We start from the raw sequence: 17,000 nt of genomic DNA on the forward strand, positions 1-17,000 counted from the left end.
ACTTTAACTATCTGTAATATAGCTATTTATAATATAATAAACCAGCATGTAACAGAAAGAAAATCAAGGATTTTAACCATTCTTTTTCAAGTAATTTTAGCTTAAATACTTTTCGGAGTGGACTCAACTTTCCAACATTGCAACCTTCCAACCTTCCCGTCCCCAAAATCTTCCAATTTTTCAATTTTCTAATCTTCAAACAGTCCTATCACTGCTTGCGCAAGCCAACTTTCAAACTTTTCAACATTGCAACCTTCCAACCTTCCCGTCCCCAAAATCTTCCAATTTTTCAATTTTCTAATCTTCAAACAGTCCTATCACTGCTTGCGCAAGCCAACTTTCCAACTTTCCAACATTGCAACCTTCCAACCTTCCCGTCCCCAAAATCTTCCAATTTTTCAATTTTCTAATCTTCTGATCCCTTATCCCCCCTTCTTCTTCCACTTCCCTTGGGTTTTCATCTGATTTCTGTTCCTTTTGGCTTTGGAATTTTTGTTGCCACGCTTTTCCTTTGGTTTGTTTGGATTTGGTCTTGGAATGGCTTTTTTCTCGTGGAATCCCCCTTTGAAATCAGGGTTTTCCTTTCGTTTTTGACCATCAATCTCACGTTCATAGATTTGTTTTTCTATAAATGGAGTAGGAGTGATGGATACTTCATCTGGAATGTTGGCTTCACTGACAGTCATTCGGATGATGTCTTCGATCTTTTCAAAATGGTAGATTTCGGCAGGATTGACAAAAGTAATGGCAGCTCCATCTTGCTCAGCACGACCAGTTCGCCCAATTCTGTGCACATAATCTTCATAGATCACGGGCACATCAAAATTGACAACATGACTCACCATGGTGATATCCAAACCTCTAGCGGCTACATCAGTGGCTACAAGAATTCTCACATTACCGGCTTTGAAGTCTTCCATTGAGTTGATTCGCGTATTTTGCCCTTTGTTGGCATGGATTACTCGGATTTCCCCAACATTTTTTCTGCTCAAGTGTGTGTAGACAGACTCTGCATTTTTACGGGATTTGGTGAAAATAATCACCCTTTTTACATTTTCATCTGTAAGAATGTGCTCAAGAAGGTTTGTTTTGGTCTTGATATTGGGAACCAAATATTTTATCTGGTGGATAGTCTCAGCTGTTGTAGCCTGTGCTGAGATTTCAACTCTTTCAGGGAATTCCAAAAATTCAGTAGAAAGTCGCTCGACTTTTTCACTAAAAGTGGCTGAAAATAGAAGATTTTGTCTTTTTGTTGGGATCACTTCCAAGATGGCTCTGATCTGAGGTGTAAAACCCATATCAAGCATCTTGTCGGCTTCATCCATGACCATGGTTTTGATCTCTCGGACGAAGATTTCACCTTTTTTGTATAAATCCATAAACCTGCCAGGCGTAGAAATGATAATATCTACTCCGGCTTTGAGTTTTTCTATTTGTGGTTTTGGACCTAGTCCTCCATACAGACACACATATCTTAAGTCAGTATATTTTCCAAATGCAATTACAGCTTCTTCGATTTGCATGCAAAGCTCTCGTGTAGGCGCCAAAATCAATACTCTAGGGTTCTGTCCTTGGGCATATTTTGCTTTGAACAAAGTTGGGAGTACATAGGCCGCAGTTTTGCCTGTACCTGTCTGAGCGATACCCAAGACATCATGCCCAGCCAAAGCAAGTGGAATTGCTTTTTCCTGAATAGGAGTAGGTTTGGTATATCCCGCTTCTTTGACTGCTTCCAAAAGCTGTTTATTTAATTTAAAATTTTCAAAAGATTGGGTGCTATCGGACATGATTGTTTATTTTTGAAGAATAGGAAAAAGGCTTGAAACTAAACTCAAATGAAGTTTTTTTGGTTGATTTAAGTAATTGGCTTTTTCCTTTTGTCAATTACAGTTGTTTATAACCTTTCAAATTAAAATAAAATTCCATGAAAAGTATTTTGATCACCGGTGCAAATATAGTGAATGAAGGCAAGATTACCCCCCTTGATATCCTCATCAAGGACGGCTTATTTTACAATATAGGAAATGATCTTTCAGAATTTGATGCGGATATCAAAATAGATGGGACTGGAAAGTATATTTTTCCAGGGCTGATTGATGATCAAGTCCATTTTAGAGAACCAGGATTAACACACAAGGCCGATATATACACCGAAAGTAAATCAGCTGTGGCAGGCGGTATTACTTCTTACATGGAGATGCCAAATACTGTCCCACAAGCAACGACTATAGAACTTCTTGAGGATAAATATAAGATTGCCTCTGAAAAATCTCTTGCTAATTATTCTTTTTACTTGGGGGCCACCAATGATAATATTGAAGAAATTCTGAAAGTTGATCCAGAAAATGTTTGTGGCATAAAAGTTTTTCAAGGATCTTCTACAGGAAACATGTTGGTAGATAACCAGGAAAGCTTGAAGCTAATTTTTTCAGAGTGCAAATTGCTGATCGCTACGCACAGCGAAAATGATGATATCATCAAAGAAAACCTTGAGAAGTACAAAGCTGAATTTGGGGATGATATCCCTTCTTCATATCATCCCAAAATAAGGACTGCGGAGGCATGTTACGACGCATCGAAGCGGGTAGTTGATTTGGCAAGGCAGCATGGATCCAAACTGCATGTCCTTCATATTAGTACTGCAAGAGAAGTAGAATTGTTTGACGAGAATTTACCTTTGGAGGAAAAAAGGATCACTGCTGAAGCTTGTGTTCATCATCTTTGGTTTTCGGATGAGGATTATGAAGAAAAAGGCAATTTTATCAAATGGAATCCTGCCATCAAATCAGCTGAAGACAGAGAAGGTGTTTTGGAAGGTGTTTTGAAAGGAAATATTGATGTGATAGCTACGGATCATGCACCACATACGTTGGATGAGAAAAGTGAAAAATACCTAAAAGCACCATCCGGCGGGCCTTTGGCGCAACATAGTTTGGTTGCTCTTTTGGATATGTATCATGATCGTAAGATCAGATTGGAAGAGATTGCCCAAAAGACAAGCCACAATGTCGCTATTCTTTTTGAGATTGATAAGCGTGGATTTATTAGGCCTGGATATCATGCAGATTTGGTGATGGTGGATTTGGATAGTGATTGGGAGGTGACTAAAGAAAATGTACTTTCCAAATGTGGATGGTCTCCTTTTGAAGGGCATACATTTAAATCCAAAGTAACGCATACGATCGTGTCAGGACACTTGGCATACGAAAAAGGGACGTTCAACGAAGATAAAAAAGGAGAAAGGTTAAAATTTTCAAGAAAATAATTAGAAATTATTTGCTTTGAAAAATCCGAAATACTACTTTTGCAGTCCAATCAGGTGAATGATCTGGTTTTAGTAGCTATATGGTGGTTGTAGCTCAGCTGGTTAGAGCGCTGGTTTGTGGATCCAGAGGTCGCCGGTTCGAACCCGGTCTTCCACCCAAAAGCCCCTCTGATAGAGGGGTTTTTTCATTTTAAAAAAAGCATGTGGCATTAATTTTGTAAAGACAAAAAAAATAAATCAGAATTTTAACTATACGGCAATGTTTACATTATACAAAGCTTCGCCAAAATTTCCAAAAGTACAGCCTTTGAACATCAAGTTTATACAGCGCTACATAGAGAAATTTGAAGAATCAATCAAGAATTTCGAAGAATTACAAAAAGAAAGTGTAAGCTCTTAAATAGAGAATAATTTAAAAGGTTATGGAAACATAACCTTTATTTTTTGCCTAATTGTTTTTCTTTTGGATAGTAAAAACTATTTTTATGGAAATCTCCAAACTTTTAACCAAATGAGTTACATACATTTTGACAAAACCCAATTAGTAAACCTAAACTATTCACTGGATCGCGAAATTATAAGAACAAACAGAGGTGGTTCATATACATCTACATCGATCATAGGGTGCAATACAAGGAAATATCATGGGTTGTTGGTCTCTCCTCAGCCACAAATTGACACGCAACTACATGTACTCTTGTCCACTGTTCACGAGACAGTTATTCAAAGAGGAGCAAGTTTTAATTTAGGGATCAACAAATATCCAGGAAATTACTCTCCTAGAGGACATAAATATTTGGAAGATTTTGATTCTGAGCCGATTCCTAAATTGACATATAGGGTAGGAGGTGTTTTGTTACAAAAAGAATTGATTTTGGATACTAACCGAGATCGAGTGATGATAAGATATACACTCTTGGATGCGCATTCTCCTACAAAAATTAGAATTAGTCCTTTTTTGGCGTTCAGAGGGTATCATAATCTTTCAAAAGAAAATGATAATTTGAACAGGGATTTTCAAAAAGCACCAAACGGTGCAAGTTTCCAGCTTTACCCAGAGTACAACCCTTTGTTTTTACAGCTATCTAAAAAAAATCAATTTGTGTCAAACCCAAATTGGTATAATAACATTGAATATATCTTGGAAAGAGAACGGGGTTATGATTACCAAGAAGATCTATTCGTTCCTGGTTATTTTGAATTTGACATTGAAAAAGGGGAGTCAGTTATTTTTTCAGCTGGTTTGACCGAGGCAGATCCAAATACAAGACAAAAAGCTTTCGAAAAAGAATTAGCGAGAAGGATTCCAAGAAATAATTTTGAAAACTGTCTTAAAAATTCTGCAGGACAATTTATTCAAAAGAGAGATGGTAAAACGCATGTTATCGCAGGCTATCCTTGGTTTGGTTGGTGGGGAAGAGATACCTTTGTTGCTACACCAGGCCTGACTTTGGCAAGTGGCAACAAAGAGACTTTTTTGGAAATCATGGATACTATGGTTGCAGACTTGCATGGCCCGCTATTTCCTAATGTAGGAAGTGGAGTGATGCGAAACATGAACTCGATGGATGCACCACTATGGTTCTTCTGGTCACTTCAGCAATATCAGAACTTCACCGGGGATACAAAAACCATCAAAAAGAAATATCTGGAAAAAATGAAAGTTATCATCGATGGGTATCGTGCAGGAACAGATTATAATATCCATATGCAAGACAACGGTCTGATGTATGGTGGTGAAAAAGGGATTGCCCTGACTTGGATGGATGCTGTTAACTCCGATGGTCCAGTTACTCCAAGGATTGGTTGCCCAGTAGAAATAAACGCTTTGTGGTACAATGCTTTGTGCTATTACCACGAATTGACAGGTGACAAAGAAATTTCAGATTTGGCAGAAAGCGTCAGAACTTCTTTTATAGATGTTTTCTGGGATGAGAAAAAAGGCTATTTGGCAGATTATGTAGACGGTAATTTCAAAGATTGGTCTATCAGGCCAAATATGCTATTTGCGACATCACTGCCTTATAGTCCATTAGAGGAAAGTCAAATGGACAGAATCTTGGAGATTGTAAAGTCAAAGTTGTTGACTCCAAAAGGGCTGAGGTCGCTATCTCCAGATGATCCAGGCTATAAAGGGTATTATTTTGGGAATCAATTTACAAGAGATGTAGCCTATCATAACGGAACTGTTTGGCCTTGGTTGTTAGGTCATTTTGCAGAGGGTTATTTGAGATTGCACGGTAAATCCGGAAAGAATTTTATTGAGAAGATCATCAAGGGGTTTGATGAAGTGATGGCGCAATACGGTGTGGGGACTATAGCGGAGATTTATGATGGAGACCCTCCACATAGACCAAAAGGCGCTATTTCACAAGCATGGAGTATTGGAGAGTTATTGAGAATGATGTATCTAGTGAAACAAGTATAAATAATTTTTATGAAGGTTTTAATGTTTGGGTGGGAATTCCCACCACATATTTCCGGTGGTCTTGGTACTGCTTGCTATGGACTTGTCAAAGGGTTGGTTCATCATAATCAAGATATTATTTTTGTCGTCCCAAAGCTCTGGGGAGACGAAGAGCCTTTGGCAGATTTTGTGAATGCCAGTGGCGTGACAATAGATTACAAAGAAAAAAAATTCAAGCAGATATGGAAAAATTTGACCTATCTGGAAGTGGGGAGTTTTTTAGTGCCATACTTAGGTCCCGAGGAATTTAAAAAATATACTGACTATGCTTTGCATGACCGTGTAGATGTTGACGAAAGCGTTTTTAGCAACAAGTTTGAATTCAGCGGTAAATATGGGAAAGATTTAATGAAGGAAGTTTCTAGATACGCCTTGGTAGCTGCCCAAATCGCTAAATCAAAGGACCACGATGTCATCCATGCACACGATTGGCTAGCTTACCCTGCCGGTATCGCAGCGAAGCATATGAGCGGAAAGCCACTTGTAGCACATATTCACGCTACTGAGTTTGACAGATCTGGAGAGTCAGTCAACAAGCCTGTTTTTGATATTGAATATGCAGGCCTCCATGCGGCAGACCATGTGGTGGCTGTAAGTCATTTGACCCGTAATATTGTTATCAATAAGTATGGAGTTCATCCAGATAAAGTAAGTGTGTTGCACAATGCAGTATTGGATGCAAGTATCATAGAATCCAAAGTCAAAAAGAAAGTACCTGAGAAAATAGTTACTTTCTTGGGAAGAATTACTTTCCAAAAAGGTCCGGAATATTTTGTGGAGGCAGCAAAAAAAGTAATTCAAAGAGATCCAAATGTTCGTTTTGTAATGGCCGGTAATGGTGATTTGCTCAATAGAATGATCGATCGAGTAGCTGAACTTGGAATGGGAACCCGTTTTCATTTTACAGGCTTTCTCAAAGGTCAAGATGTGGATGATATGTATGCTATGTCTGATGTATATGTCATGCCGTCCGTTTCTGAGCCATTTGGAATCGCACCCCTAGAGGCTGTGCGTCACAATACTCCAGTGATCATATCAAAGCAATCAGGAGTAGCAGAAGTTTTGCAAAACGCCGTCAAAATCGATTTTTGGGATGTGGATGCAATGGCTGATGCTATTTTTGCTCTTTTACACTATCCTAGCATCTCAAAGATGTTCAAAGAATTAGGAAGCGAGGAGCTGAAAAACCTTAAGTGGGAGCATGTTGCCGCCAAATTAGTAACTGTTTACGATAAAATAACCAAAGAATAGCCATGAGAACTATCTGTTTTTACTTTCAAGTACATCAACCACTAAGGATCAAACCTTATCGTTTTTTTGATATTGGCGATGACCATTATTACTGGGATGACTATAGCAATAAGAGCATTATGAGGAAAGTAGCACAAAAGTGTTACCTGCCCATGAATGCACTGCTTTTGGATTTAATTAATCATTACAATGGGGCTTTCAAAGTCAGTTTCTCAATATCTGGCGTATGCTTGGACCAATTTGAAGCTTATGCGCCGGATGTTTTGGAAAGTTTCAAGAAACTTGTTGCCACAGGTCATGTGGAATTATTGAATGAAACTGATGGACATTCCCTTAGTGCTTTGAAAAACAAGGAGGAGTTTGTAAGACTTGTGAAAATCCATCAAGAAAAAATCAAAAAGCACTTCAATGGGTATGAACCGAAAATTTTCAGAAACACTGAATTGATTTATTCAGACACCATAGGAGCTACAGTCGCAGAACTTGGCTTCGAAGGCATTCTCACCGAAGGTGCAAAGCATATCTTAGGTTGGAAAAGTCCGAACTATGTTTACAAAAATTCAATCAATCCCGAGTTGAAAGTTCTGTTAAAAAACTTCCAATTGAGTGATGATATCGCTTTCAGGTTTAGCAATAAATCTTGGCCAGATTATCCACTGACCACTGATAAGTTTGTCAAATGGATCAATGCAATACCAAAAGAAGAAGAAACTCTGAATTTATTTATGGATTATGAAACATTCGGTGAGCATCAATGGGCAGATTCAGGAATTTTTGAGTTTATGAGAGCTTTGCCGGAAGCGGTTTTCAGGGGAAGTGATTTTGGGTTTTCTACCACATCAGAAGTTGTGAGAAATGCCAAAATAGTTTCTCCAATCCACGTGCCAACCCCAATTTCTTGGGCGGACGAAGAGCGTGATTTGACCGCTTGGCTAGGGAATGACCTGCAGGATGAGGCGTTTGGGAAGCTATATGAATTGGCTGATAAAGTTAAAGGAATTGATGATGAAGAGATTCAGAGGGATTGGATCTACCTGCAGACATCAGATCACTTCTACTATATGTGCACCAAGTTTTTCTCAGACGGAGATATCCATGCATATTTTAGCCCATATGATTCTCCTTATGATGCATTTATCAACTATATGAATGTGTTGAGCGATTTTATCTTGAGGGTAGAGAAGAAAATTAAAGAGAGTAAACCTGTGTAATTCCAATCTTTTTGTGTGAAGGTGTTTCGCACAAAAAGAGTTAAAATACTTATGAATGAAAAAAGTATCTTTGATTTGTGCCTTGTTCAGCTTGCTGTTGGTTGTAGCCTGTAGCGTGCAAATTGAAGACAAAGCAGTTGAGGTTTCTTCTGACAATAAAAATCAAGAGATTGTCAAGTTCGATAGACCTGATGCAAGTATCTTAAAAGGAGTCAAAATTCCCGCTGACAAGTTGTATTTTTATACTTCTGGTTTAGTAGCAGACTTGATTAATCCAGATGCGGCAGTTGGGAAATATGAACGCTATGGTGATACCTATCAGCAAAGTATAAGTATATTAAAGAAAATCCAGGCTACTTTGAAAGAAGGAGGATTTGATCTGGAAGATGTGTTTTTTTTAAGAGTTTATCTTGCTCCAAATAAAGAAGGAATAGTCGATTGGGATGCTTGGTTCAAGGCTTATGGTGAATACTTCAATAATGAAGATAATCCGAATAAAGTAGCCAGAAGCACGATAGCTGTATATGCTTTGGCAAATCCAGATTTATTAATAGAAATAGAAGCTGTAGCTGCAAAATGAAAAGAATATCCATCCTATACTTAATAGTTTTTGCTGTTTTGCTTACCTCTTGCGATTCAGAATTAGCCCTCAAAAGACTTGTCTGGGGAATGAATAAAATGATGGGGGATGGCTTTTTCCCATCCAGCGAGATCTTGGCTCTTGGTGAATTCGAGAGTACTGAGGTCAATGTCAAAAGTGAAACAGTAAACGGTGAATCCTCTGGGTTAATAGAAATTAAGCTATACAATGGAAAATCAGAAGCATTTCTGAGAAATCAGGAAAGTGTGGCAAGAGAATGTGCGGAGCTTTATGTAAAGGGTTTTTCGAAAATTGCTGATTACCAAAACATCATAATTTATTTTGTACAAACAGATCCCATGAACATGGAGAATGTTGCAATCAATGAATACCAATTTGAGATCAAGGATTTTCTAGAGTCCAATGAATAGCAAGTACAAATTTCCACCAAACAACAACCTTATGAACTTTAATCAAGAATTTCAACATCCTCCAGTCAATACAAGTGATTGGTTTTTGACAGTATTTATTGCAAGATTGCCTTTGATTGGATTTATCATGCTGATCGTATGGGCGCTCGACAAAAATGGAAACCCAAGCAAATCCAATTGGGCTAAGGCAAAGTTGCTATGGGTAGCAGTTTGGTTTGCGCTATTTACTTTGTTTTTCCTCTTTATTGGTTTTGGAGCTATCTCTGGGTTTTTCGAAAATTTCAAAGACTTTCCTATAGAATAATGCAAATCAAAGCGATCTGTACCGATATAGATGGTACCCTATTGAACGGGGACAGGGTGCTGTCTCCGAGATTACTCGAGGCGATTGGCAGATTGCCAGAAGATTTTCCAATAATCCTTGCATCTTCTCGAATGCCAGATGCCATGCGGCATTTGCAAAAGGATATGTGCAGGTTAGGTGAGCCACTAATTTGTTACAATGGTGGATTTGTGATTCATGATAAACCAAAAGAGGTGCTCGATGACGTGTCTATTTCATTGGATCTTTGTGAAGCATTGGTGAAAATAGCCAAAGGAACAAAAGTTCATGTAAGTCTGTATCAAGGAGAAGATTGGTTTGAGCCAGAATATGACTATTGGGCTCAGCGTGAAGCCAGGAACACAAAAGTTGACCCTACCCTCCAACCCTTGGATCAGGTTTTGGCACTTTGGAAAGGGAGGAAGAAAGGTGCCCACAAGGTAATGTGTATGGGGCCGGCAGATGAGATCGATTTTTTCTTCCAAAATGCGGAGCAACATATGGGCACAGAGCTACACTTGTACCGATCGAAAGATACCTACATAGAAATCGCACCCAAGTCGATTTCCAAAGCATCAGCACTTGAATTGCTTCTTGAGCGAAAATATCAAATTAAGATGGATGAAGTGATGGCTTTTGGAGATAACTACAACGACATAGAAATGCTTGAAGCAGTAGGGCTTGGCGTAGCAGTAGGCAATGCCCTCGAAGAAGTCAAATCCATCGCAGATCGAGTGACTTTAAGCAATAAAGAAGATGGGGTAGCGGTGATGATAGAGGAAATGCTGTTGGGGTAGGTGTTTTTCTTGTAATACACAATTATTATGAGGTTGAATTGTTCAGTTGATTAAGGAATTGGAAGATTGAAAAATTTTAAAATTAGGGATATATTTTTGCATTGAAAAAAAGATATCAGGACTACGGTCCTTTTATATTGATATTCAATGGATTGTCATTTCCAATCGTATCATTTAAAATCATGAAAAGATGTAATTCCATTTTGAAACTATGGAATTATATGCTATTATTAGAGATTAATTGTTTGAAAAAATTTTTATCAAAAACTATTTCGTTATGAGACTAAGGTTTACCCCCCCCCCCTCTCCTTTAACTAACTTCGGAGAAGTAAAAAGATTATTTGGAACTGTTTGTTTGGCTGTTGTAATGATGATACTATCTAGTTCCTGTAGGGATGATTTAGATGATTTTGTAATCACTGAATTATCTGAAACAGAAGATTTCGAGGTTGTGAAAGTAAAACGTTGGTTTGAAAAAAATCAAAGTAATTTATCAAAGGCCAATACAATTGTAAAAAGCACGAAAGAGGTTTCATTTACTAGATTTGAAAAACGTCCGGATTGGCAAAGTGGCAATCCATATAAATTTAATGATGGACGTGACGTGGTAGAAGTTTTTCTGAAGAATACGGATTTTGTATATCCATCACATCTCAAAGACGAATTTTCCGGAGCTAATCTGGAAAAGGCAGTAGTTTCCAACCTGATGTTTGTCGAAAGGCCTGGCTCAGAAGACTACTCTGTGTTTGTAGTCAGATACTATCCTAAAAATAGAAAATCGGCTCGCTTATCTCAAGGACTTTCATATCATAAACTGCCAGCATACTGGGAAGGAGAGATCGGTCTGTTTACACCAGATGAAGTCCATGTACATAGCTTTGTGATAGACAATGGTTATATTACACAATCTCGGAAGTATCTTTCAGAAGATCACGTGCATAAAAACCATATACAGGCGAGTACATGTTCGATAGGGTCTTATCAAATATGCCAAAACTATGTTGAGAATGATGTTGTTGTGGTAAACTGTAGGACAGTTTACTATAATTCATGTTACAATCCAGCTCCTCCCCTTTACCTCGGAGGGCCAGAAGGCTCAGGAGGAGGAGGTAGTGGGCCATCGCCAGGGCCTGGGGATCAATATGTTTGCGATTCTATGGATCCGAATTGTATTCCACATCCGGGTGTTGGAGGAGGTGAACTTCCTGACTCGGAGCCAGAGGAAGAGGATCAGGTTGACATGGATGGTTTAACAAACTGCCATAAGAATATTATTCAAGACCTTATAGGCTCGACACAGCAGGAATTCAAAAGAATTTTCGAGAAGTTCAATGGAAACCAACCTGTTCCGGCGAACTATAATGTGAAATTTCAGTATGGCACATGTCCTACTGGAGCGACGGCCTGTACGACTAAAAATTTGGACAATGGATGGGCTACTATCACCATCAGTCAATCCGTGAATCAAAATGCCACTGATCTATCATTTGCTAGGACTGTTCTTCACGAGACGTTACATTCATATTTGTTTTTTGAACAGAACTACCCGTCAAATTGTGATCTGAACTGCCTACTTATCAGGTATATAGCCGAACATGGCCCAGGCCCCAATGATGTTCATCATAACCTGTATGTCGAAACAAAATTCCTCAACGATATCGCCACCGAGCTAAGAAACTACGCTACGGATGTGGGATATAACGTAAATGCTCTGGGGGATCAATACTTCAAGGATATGGCATGGGGTGGTCTCCACGAAACGAACCTATTTAAAGCAAAACCAATGTCTGAGCAAAATAGAATTAATGCCAGAGTAAAAGCTGAATTAACGGGAGGATCTCAAACCTATGGGAGTAGTAGTGCATCGCCAATGGGTATTACAGCATGCGATTGAATTTGTGTTTTATGAAAAGATTTATATTCATGGTATTTCCTCTGTTCTTAATGCTTTCATGCACTGACAGGGAGACAAAGGAGATCAGACTTCTAATGAAGTCCTTGATAAGGGATGAAGTGGGATACAGTGTAGAAACAATACTTGTCTCAAATCGAACCGTGACTGACTGGGTTAAGAGAGCGGGCATGGATACTTGCATTATCGAGGATTTGATGACAAACAACAAATTGGGATTGTTTAAGTCTGAAAGTTTCGATCCAGACTTTTTGAACGAAATAAATTACGAGAAGTTATGCAGGGAAAGCGTAGTCGATTTCCAGTTTAGCCAGAAGCATGTTCCCGAAAATGTATCGGTTGTTCCTTATGAATATATTCAGATGCTTCTTGAAGAGTTTAAAGTTGACGGGCAGACACCAGAGATTGGAAGAACGGATTGGTATAGCTTGTCAAAACCTGTGTTCTTTCAGGGCTACAAGTATGCGTTTGTATATTGCGAAAGGTTTACCATCTCAGCTCCAATGATCGATGGTGGGACAACACTTTTGTTTTTTGAAAAAGGCGATGATGGAGAATGGAATTGGATTTTATCAAAGATGTTAACAATGACATAGACCAAGATGGGTTAATTACGATTGTAAAGCTATTGTGAAAAAAGTGTGCTAGTAGATTGAATTGTCTATTGACAAATTGCTGATATAGCCAGTGCATTACCTAGCTTGATACAGAAATTCCCAATAGATGGACTAGATAGCGATCAGTTTTTCAAAGATATGTCATGGGTGGGATTATCTCAAACGGACGTTTTCAACAGTTTATCTGCATCAGATAAAACTAGAATAATTAATAGGCTAAATGCAGAAAATACTGGAGAACCAAAAGGAAATATTGTACCACAAGGGATTAAAGCTTGCAATTAATATGACTGCTATGAAAACGCTCTCCTGTATGTTTTTACTTGTTATCGTAGTTTCCTGTGGAATGGACAGACAGCGGGAGTGGGAAATTGATCTGATTGAGGTGGTATTGGAAACCGCGTCCAGAGGGAACTAATTGGTATCTGTTTGATGAATCAGATACCAATTGGTGTAGGACTATAGATGGGTATATTTGTACGCTAGATCACTTGGTGGCTTATCAAATGCATGGTAACCCAAGGTATAGGTTGCCGGAACTCGGAGATATATTCGAAGTTCATGATTTCGAATTTATTACAGATCAGTTCAAAAAGAGTATCCGCTTTCTGGAGATAGATTTCACAAATGATATAAGACTAGTCAACCAAAAAGAATTGGACAACAAGAGTGAATTTGAAAAATCCTTCTTCCCTTATTTCTCAGTGTCGGCTCCAGCATTTTCGGAAAATGGGGAATATGCGCTTATCTATGTTTCTGAGTTCTGCGGAATTGAATGTGGGGGTGGAGATTTGATGATTTACAAGAGGGAGAAGGGAAAATGGGAAAGAATTCTTATAGTGGGCATTTGGTTATCCTGAAAACTGATAGGAATGTAGTTGATGCCCCTCAGGCTCTTTTTGTCGAAACAAAGTTCCTCAACGATATCGCTACCGAACTGAGAAACTATGCTGCGGGTGTGGGGTATAACGTAAATACCCTTGGTAATCAGTTTTTTAAGGATATGGCTTGGGGCGGGCTTGATGAAACGGATGTATTCGAAGCATTGCCATTGTCGGAACGGAACAGAATTAAAAACAGAATAGGAGCCGAGCTCTATAACAAAAACTACTATGGAACGCTTCCTAGAGGGATAAAAGCCTGTGAATAAAATGAAACCTTATATCTTTATCATTGGAATAGCCGCCGTGATGTGCCTGAGCTGCACTACGAGAGAAGAGAGGGAGATCAAATCCCTGATGACCGCTGTTTTCCAAAAGGAATTGGAAGCTGGTCGCGAAGTCATTGTGTTTGAGGATGCGTTAACGGAATGGGGTATTCTGAAGCAAGACTCTTGTACTGGTGAAGCAATACTTAGCCTGGAACGAAATTTTTCCAATCGGTTGGGATCCGTGGAGATCAAAGATATCTTTTCTATAGCAGATGCCGAAAAGATTTGCAGGGAGGGGAGAGAACCCTACAGGTTTCGTAAGGAGATGTTTCCGGAGGGGGTGCATGTCTCTCCGGATAGGAGACGGTATGACAGTATTGTGGAGGCGTTTTACAAACATCTCGGCGAACCGGAAATAGTCGAACTGGATATGGAACTGAGAAAATACATGAAGTACAAGGCGATTTCCAAACCGGTCTTCTTGCAAGGATACAGGTATGCATTCTTGTATATAGAAGGGGGGGGGGATATTTCTGTGTATCGGAAAAGCAACGGTGATTGGGAACACTTGCTTATGGTCACTTTTATGTTAAGGTGACCATAACCAATGTCGGGATAATCGCCCACTCCACCTTTTCCTCTGTATACTATATATTTATTCAGAAAAACACCATTTTCAAGAGCAATAGAGCCGATGTTGAAATGGAGAGTGGGAAAGGATGAGGTTAGTGAGGTTTTCCATCAAGGACTGCGATTGATATGACTGCTATGAAAACGCTCTCCTGTATGTTTTCACTTGTTATCATAGTTTCCTGTGGAATGGACAGACAGCGGGAGTGGGAAATGGATCTGATAGAGGAGGTATTGGAAACTGCATATAGAGGGAAACCAATTCATCTGCTTGATGAATCAGATACCAATTGGTGTAGGACTATGGATGAGTATATTTGTACGCTAGATCACTTGGTGGCTTATCAAATGCATGGTAACCCAAGGTATAGGACGCCGGAACTCGGAGATATATTCGAAGTTCTTGATTTCGAATTTATTACAGATCAGTTCAAAAAGAGTGTCCGCTTTCTGGAGAGAGATTTCACAAATGATATAAGGCTAGTCAGCCAAAAAGAATTGGACAACAAGAGTGAATTTGAAAAATCCTTCTTCCCTTATTTCTCAGTGTCGGCTCCAGCATTTTCGGAAAATGGGGAATATGCGCTTATCTATGTTTCTGAGTTCTGCGGAATTGAATGTGGGGGTGGAGATTTGATGATTTACAAGAGGGAGAAGGGAAAATGGGAAAGAATTCTTATAGTGGGCATTTGGTTATCCTGAAAACTGATAGGAATGTAGTTGATGCCCCTCAGGCTCTTTTTGTCGAAACAAAGTTCCTCAACGATATCGCCATCGAACTGAGAAACTATGCTGCGAGTGTGGGGTATAATGTAAATGCCTTGGGGAATCAATTTTTCAAGGATATGGCTTGGGGTGGCTTGACTCAAACAGTGGTTTTTTTAATTTGGAAAAGTCAGATTGACAAGAACAGAATTATTGAAGTAAATTGGGTAGAAAATACGCTGAGCAATCAATATAGTGTTTCACCAAAAGGAAAAAAAGGATGCGATTAATTTGTCTGCTTTGGATGGTTCTGTTGGCGACAGCCTGTCACCGAGAAGGGGATTTGAAAAGAAGTCATGAAGTGATTTCTATTGTCGCAGAAAATGAAAAATCCAAACATTTCGAAGTCGTCTTATTGGCAAAACAGACGGATACTTTATGGGTTAGTTTTTGGGAGAATAGTCTTATGGGTGACTGGATCGATAGGAATGGAAAGACAATAAAAATAACGGAAGTATTTAAATCAGCTGATTTGAGCCATTTAAAGGATCAGTATAAGAAACCATTTCTTATAGATAAATCTATACTTTCGGGAAATATTGAATTAACAAATCCTGCAGTAGAGTTTATAGATCAGATTGATTACCAATACTACAAAATTTCCACACCGGCTTTTACGAGAGACGATATGTATTGTTTGATCTATTGGGAAGATGTATGCCATATGGATTGTGGAGGTGGGGGATTCTTTGTTTACAGGAAAAATGAAAATGGAAAATGGGAGCAATATCTTTCCAAGTATTTATGGATGTCATGAAAGTACTGGAGAACCAAAAGGAAATGTTGCACCACAAGGGATTAAAGCTTGCAATTAATATGACTTCTATGAAAACACTCTCCTGTATGTTTTTATTTGTTATCTAGTTTCCTGTGGAATGGACAGACAGAGGGAGTGGGATATGGATCTGATTGAGGAGGTATTGGAAACAGCATTTAGAGGGAAACCAATTCATCTGCTTGATGAATCAGATACCATTTGGTGTAGGACTATGGATGAGTATGTTTGTACGATAGATCACTTGGTGGCTTATCAAATGCATGGTAACCCAAGGTATAGGACGCCGGAACTCGGAGATATATTCGAAGTTCTTGATTTCGAATTTATTACAGATCAGTTCAAAAAGAGTGTCCGCTTTCTGGAGAGAGATTTCACAAATGATATAAGGCTAGTCAGCCAAAAAGAATTGGACAACAAGAGTGAATTGGCAATATTATATTGAATAGAATATGAAAAAAATCCTAACCATACTCTTTATCACATTTGCTACATTCAAAGGATATAGTCAAGATATTTCTGGGTCATGGACTTGGGAGGAGTCAGATAAAAGCTTTGTTATTGAAATGTAACAACTAAGTGCAAATAGTCTTTCAAGCTTTCACAGCGGGATATTCCAAAATGGAAATAGGATAGATGCCTCCTTTGATGAAAAATCAGTTTTTCTCACAAAAGTTTCGGCCAATATATTTGAAGTGACCAATGCTGTCCTAAATAATTTTTTCTTCTTTAAGAATATTAGGTTAGAGGCAATTGTGAAGTGATTTATTTATAATCTGGAAAAAGAATCCCCTGTGGGTTATATTTTGGGGGTTTGTCATGATCTT

19 protein-coding genes and 1 tRNA gene are annotated in these 17,000 nt (G+C 38.7%); 19 read left to right on the top strand and 1 reads right to left on the bottom strand.

The window, feature by feature from the left end; genetic code table 11:
- Positions 1-422 precede the first annotated feature (422 nt).
- A complete protein-coding gene (locus tag MM236_RS19385; protein WP_241276657.1) occupies positions 423-1,787 on the bottom strand; it encodes a DEAD/DEAH box helicase in 1,365 nt (454 codons plus the stop codon).
- A 137-nt stretch (positions 1,788-1,924) separates the two neighbouring features.
- On the opposite strand from MM236_RS19385, the gene MM236_RS19390 reads away from it, so the two are divergent.
- The 19 genes from MM236_RS19390 (at position 1,925) to MM236_RS19480 (ending at position 16,618) form a co-directional block, all read left to right on the top strand.
- Positions 1,925-3,265, top strand: a complete 1,341-nt coding sequence (locus MM236_RS19390) for a dihydroorotase (protein ID WP_241276658.1) — start codon at positions 1,925-1,927, stop codon at positions 3,263-3,265.
- An 82-nt stretch (positions 3,266-3,347) separates the two neighbouring features.
- Positions 3,348-3,423: transfer RNA gene (locus tag MM236_RS19395), tRNA-His, on the top strand.
- A gap of 101 nt (positions 3,424-3,524) precedes the next feature.
- The gene (locus MM236_RS19400) at positions 3,525-3,665 is read left to right on the top strand and encodes a hypothetical protein (protein ID WP_241276659.1); all 141 of its coding nucleotides are present in this window, start codon (positions 3,525-3,527) and stop codon (positions 3,663-3,665) included.
- 111 nt (positions 3,666-3,776) lie between these two features.
- Positions 3,777-5,693 (top strand): amylo-alpha-1,6-glucosidase, encoded by a 1,917-nt coding sequence (locus MM236_RS19405; RefSeq protein ID WP_241276660.1) that lies wholly within the window; start codon positions 3,777-3,779, stop codon positions 5,691-5,693.
- A gap of 9 nt (positions 5,694-5,702) precedes the next feature.
- Positions 5,703-6,983 carry a glycosyltransferase family 4 protein gene (locus tag MM236_RS19410; RefSeq protein WP_241276661.1) on the top strand — a complete coding sequence of 427 codons (1,281 nt, stop codon included), beginning with the start codon at positions 5,703-5,705 and terminating at the stop codon, positions 6,981-6,983.
- A gap of 2 nt (positions 6,984-6,985) precedes the next feature.
- Positions 6,986-8,194, top strand: coding sequence for a glycoside hydrolase family 57 protein (locus MM236_RS19415; RefSeq protein ID WP_241276662.1), 1,209 nt, complete (start codon positions 6,986-6,988; stop codon positions 8,192-8,194).
- Positions 8,195-8,249: 55 nt separating this feature from the next.
- Positions 8,250-8,774, top strand: a complete 525-nt coding sequence (locus MM236_RS19420; RefSeq protein ID WP_241276663.1) for a RidA family protein — start codon at positions 8,250-8,252, stop codon at positions 8,772-8,774.
- Positions 8,771-9,205: a hypothetical protein gene (locus MM236_RS19425; RefSeq protein ID WP_241276664.1), complete on the top strand. Its 435-nt coding sequence runs from the start codon at positions 8,771-8,773 to the stop codon at positions 9,203-9,205. Before MM236_RS19420 ends, MM236_RS19425 begins: the two co-directional genes overlap by 4 nt.
- Positions 9,206-9,236: 31 nt before the next feature.
- The gene (locus tag MM236_RS19430; protein WP_241276665.1) at positions 9,237-9,509 is read left to right on the top strand and encodes a hypothetical protein; all 273 of its coding nucleotides are present in this window, start codon (positions 9,237-9,239) and stop codon (positions 9,507-9,509) included.
- Positions 9,509-10,324: a Cof-type HAD-IIB family hydrolase gene (locus MM236_RS19435; protein ID WP_241276666.1), complete on the top strand. Its 816-nt coding sequence runs from the start codon at positions 9,509-9,511 to the stop codon at positions 10,322-10,324. Before MM236_RS19430 ends, MM236_RS19435 begins: the two co-directional genes overlap by 1 nt.
- A 277-nt stretch (positions 10,325-10,601) precedes the next feature.
- The gene (locus MM236_RS19440; RefSeq protein WP_241276667.1) at positions 10,602-12,218 is read left to right on the top strand and encodes a hypothetical protein; all 1,617 of its coding nucleotides are present in this window, start codon (positions 10,602-10,604) and stop codon (positions 12,216-12,218) included.
- Positions 12,219-12,313: 95 nt separating this feature from the next.
- Complete coding sequence (locus MM236_RS19445; RefSeq protein ID WP_241276668.1) at positions 12,314-12,832, top strand: hypothetical protein; 519 nt, start codon at positions 12,314-12,316, stop codon at positions 12,830-12,832.
- A 401-nt stretch (positions 12,833-13,233) separates the two neighbouring features.
- Positions 13,234-13,713 carry a hypothetical protein gene (locus tag MM236_RS19450; RefSeq protein WP_241276669.1) on the top strand — a complete coding sequence of 160 codons (480 nt, stop codon included), beginning with the start codon at positions 13,234-13,236 and terminating at the stop codon, positions 13,711-13,713.
- Positions 13,674-14,003 (top strand): hypothetical protein, encoded by a 330-nt coding sequence (locus tag MM236_RS19455; RefSeq protein ID WP_241276670.1) that lies wholly within the window; start codon positions 13,674-13,676, stop codon positions 14,001-14,003. Before MM236_RS19450 ends, MM236_RS19455 begins: the two co-directional genes overlap by 40 nt.
- Before the next feature lies 1 nt (position 14,004).
- Entirely contained in the window at positions 14,005-14,601 is a 597-nt protein-coding gene (locus tag MM236_RS19460) for a hypothetical protein (protein ID WP_241276671.1), read from the top strand.
- 188 nt (positions 14,602-14,789) lie between these two features.
- Complete coding sequence (locus MM236_RS19465; RefSeq protein WP_241276672.1) at positions 14,790-15,335, top strand: hypothetical protein; 546 nt, start codon at positions 14,790-14,792, stop codon at positions 15,333-15,335.
- Complete coding sequence (locus tag MM236_RS19470; RefSeq protein WP_241276673.1) at positions 15,296-15,628, top strand: hypothetical protein; 333 nt, start codon at positions 15,296-15,298, stop codon at positions 15,626-15,628. Before MM236_RS19465 ends, MM236_RS19470 begins: the two co-directional genes overlap by 40 nt.
- Complete coding sequence (locus MM236_RS19475; RefSeq protein ID WP_241276674.1) at positions 15,619-16,155, top strand: hypothetical protein; 537 nt, start codon at positions 15,619-15,621, stop codon at positions 16,153-16,155. Before MM236_RS19470 ends, MM236_RS19475 begins: the two co-directional genes overlap by 10 nt.
- Before the next feature lie 118 nt (positions 16,156-16,273).
- Positions 16,274-16,618, top strand: coding sequence for a hypothetical protein (locus MM236_RS19480; RefSeq protein WP_241276675.1), 345 nt, complete (start codon positions 16,274-16,276; stop codon positions 16,616-16,618).
- Positions 16,619-17,000 lie beyond the last annotated feature (382 nt).

Source organism: Belliella calami, from assembly GCF_022549695.1.
Lineage (GTDB): Bacteria > Bacteroidota > Bacteroidia > Cytophagales > Cyclobacteriaceae > Belliella > Belliella calami.

What these genes read in the sequence shown, in the direction of transcription:
- MM236_RS19385 (WP_241276657.1), bottom strand. Translation starts at nt 1,787, where the DNA reads ATGTCCGATAGCACCCAATCTTTTGAAAATTTTAAATTAAATAAACAG.
- MM236_RS19390 (WP_241276658.1), top strand. Translation starts at nt 1,925, where the DNA reads ATGAAAAGTATTTTGATCACCGGTGCAAATATAGTGAATGAAGGCAAG.
- MM236_RS19400 (WP_241276659.1), top strand. Translation starts at nt 3,525, where the DNA reads ATGTTTACATTATACAAAGCTTCGCCAAAATTTCCAAAAGTACAGCCT.
- MM236_RS19405 (WP_241276660.1), top strand. Translation starts at nt 3,777, where the DNA reads ATGAGTTACATACATTTTGACAAAACCCAATTAGTAAACCTAAACTAT.
- MM236_RS19410 (WP_241276661.1), top strand. Translation starts at nt 5,703, where the DNA reads ATGAAGGTTTTAATGTTTGGGTGGGAATTCCCACCACATATTTCCGGT.
- MM236_RS19415 (WP_241276662.1), top strand. Translation starts at nt 6,986, where the DNA reads ATGAGAACTATCTGTTTTTACTTTCAAGTACATCAACCACTAAGGATC.
- MM236_RS19420 (WP_241276663.1), top strand. Translation starts at nt 8,250, where the DNA reads ATGAAAAAAGTATCTTTGATTTGTGCCTTGTTCAGCTTGCTGTTGGTT.
- MM236_RS19425 (WP_241276664.1), top strand. Translation starts at nt 8,771, where the DNA reads ATGAAAAGAATATCCATCCTATACTTAATAGTTTTTGCTGTTTTGCTT.
- MM236_RS19430 (WP_241276665.1), top strand. Translation starts at nt 9,237, where the DNA reads ATGAACTTTAATCAAGAATTTCAACATCCTCCAGTCAATACAAGTGAT.
- MM236_RS19435 (WP_241276666.1), top strand. Translation starts at nt 9,509, where the DNA reads ATGCAAATCAAAGCGATCTGTACCGATATAGATGGTACCCTATTGAAC.
- MM236_RS19440 (WP_241276667.1), top strand. Translation starts at nt 10,602, where the DNA reads ATGAGACTAAGGTTTACCCCCCCCCCCTCTCCTTTAACTAACTTCGGA.
- MM236_RS19445 (WP_241276668.1), top strand. Translation starts at nt 12,314, where the DNA reads ATGAAGTCCTTGATAAGGGATGAAGTGGGATACAGTGTAGAAACAATA.
- MM236_RS19455 (WP_241276670.1), top strand. Translation starts at nt 13,674, where the DNA reads ATGGGAAAGAATTCTTATAGTGGGCATTTGGTTATCCTGAAAACTGAT.
- MM236_RS19460 (WP_241276671.1), top strand. Translation starts at nt 14,005, where the DNA reads ATGAAACCTTATATCTTTATCATTGGAATAGCCGCCGTGATGTGCCTG.
- MM236_RS19465 (WP_241276672.1), top strand. Translation starts at nt 14,790, where the DNA reads ATGTTTTCACTTGTTATCATAGTTTCCTGTGGAATGGACAGACAGCGG.
- MM236_RS19470 (WP_241276673.1), top strand. Translation starts at nt 15,296, where the DNA reads ATGGGAAAGAATTCTTATAGTGGGCATTTGGTTATCCTGAAAACTGAT.
- MM236_RS19475 (WP_241276674.1), top strand. Translation starts at nt 15,619, where the DNA reads ATGCGATTAATTTGTCTGCTTTGGATGGTTCTGTTGGCGACAGCCTGT.
- MM236_RS19480 (WP_241276675.1), top strand. Translation starts at nt 16,274, where the DNA reads ATGGACAGACAGAGGGAGTGGGATATGGATCTGATTGAGGAGGTATTG.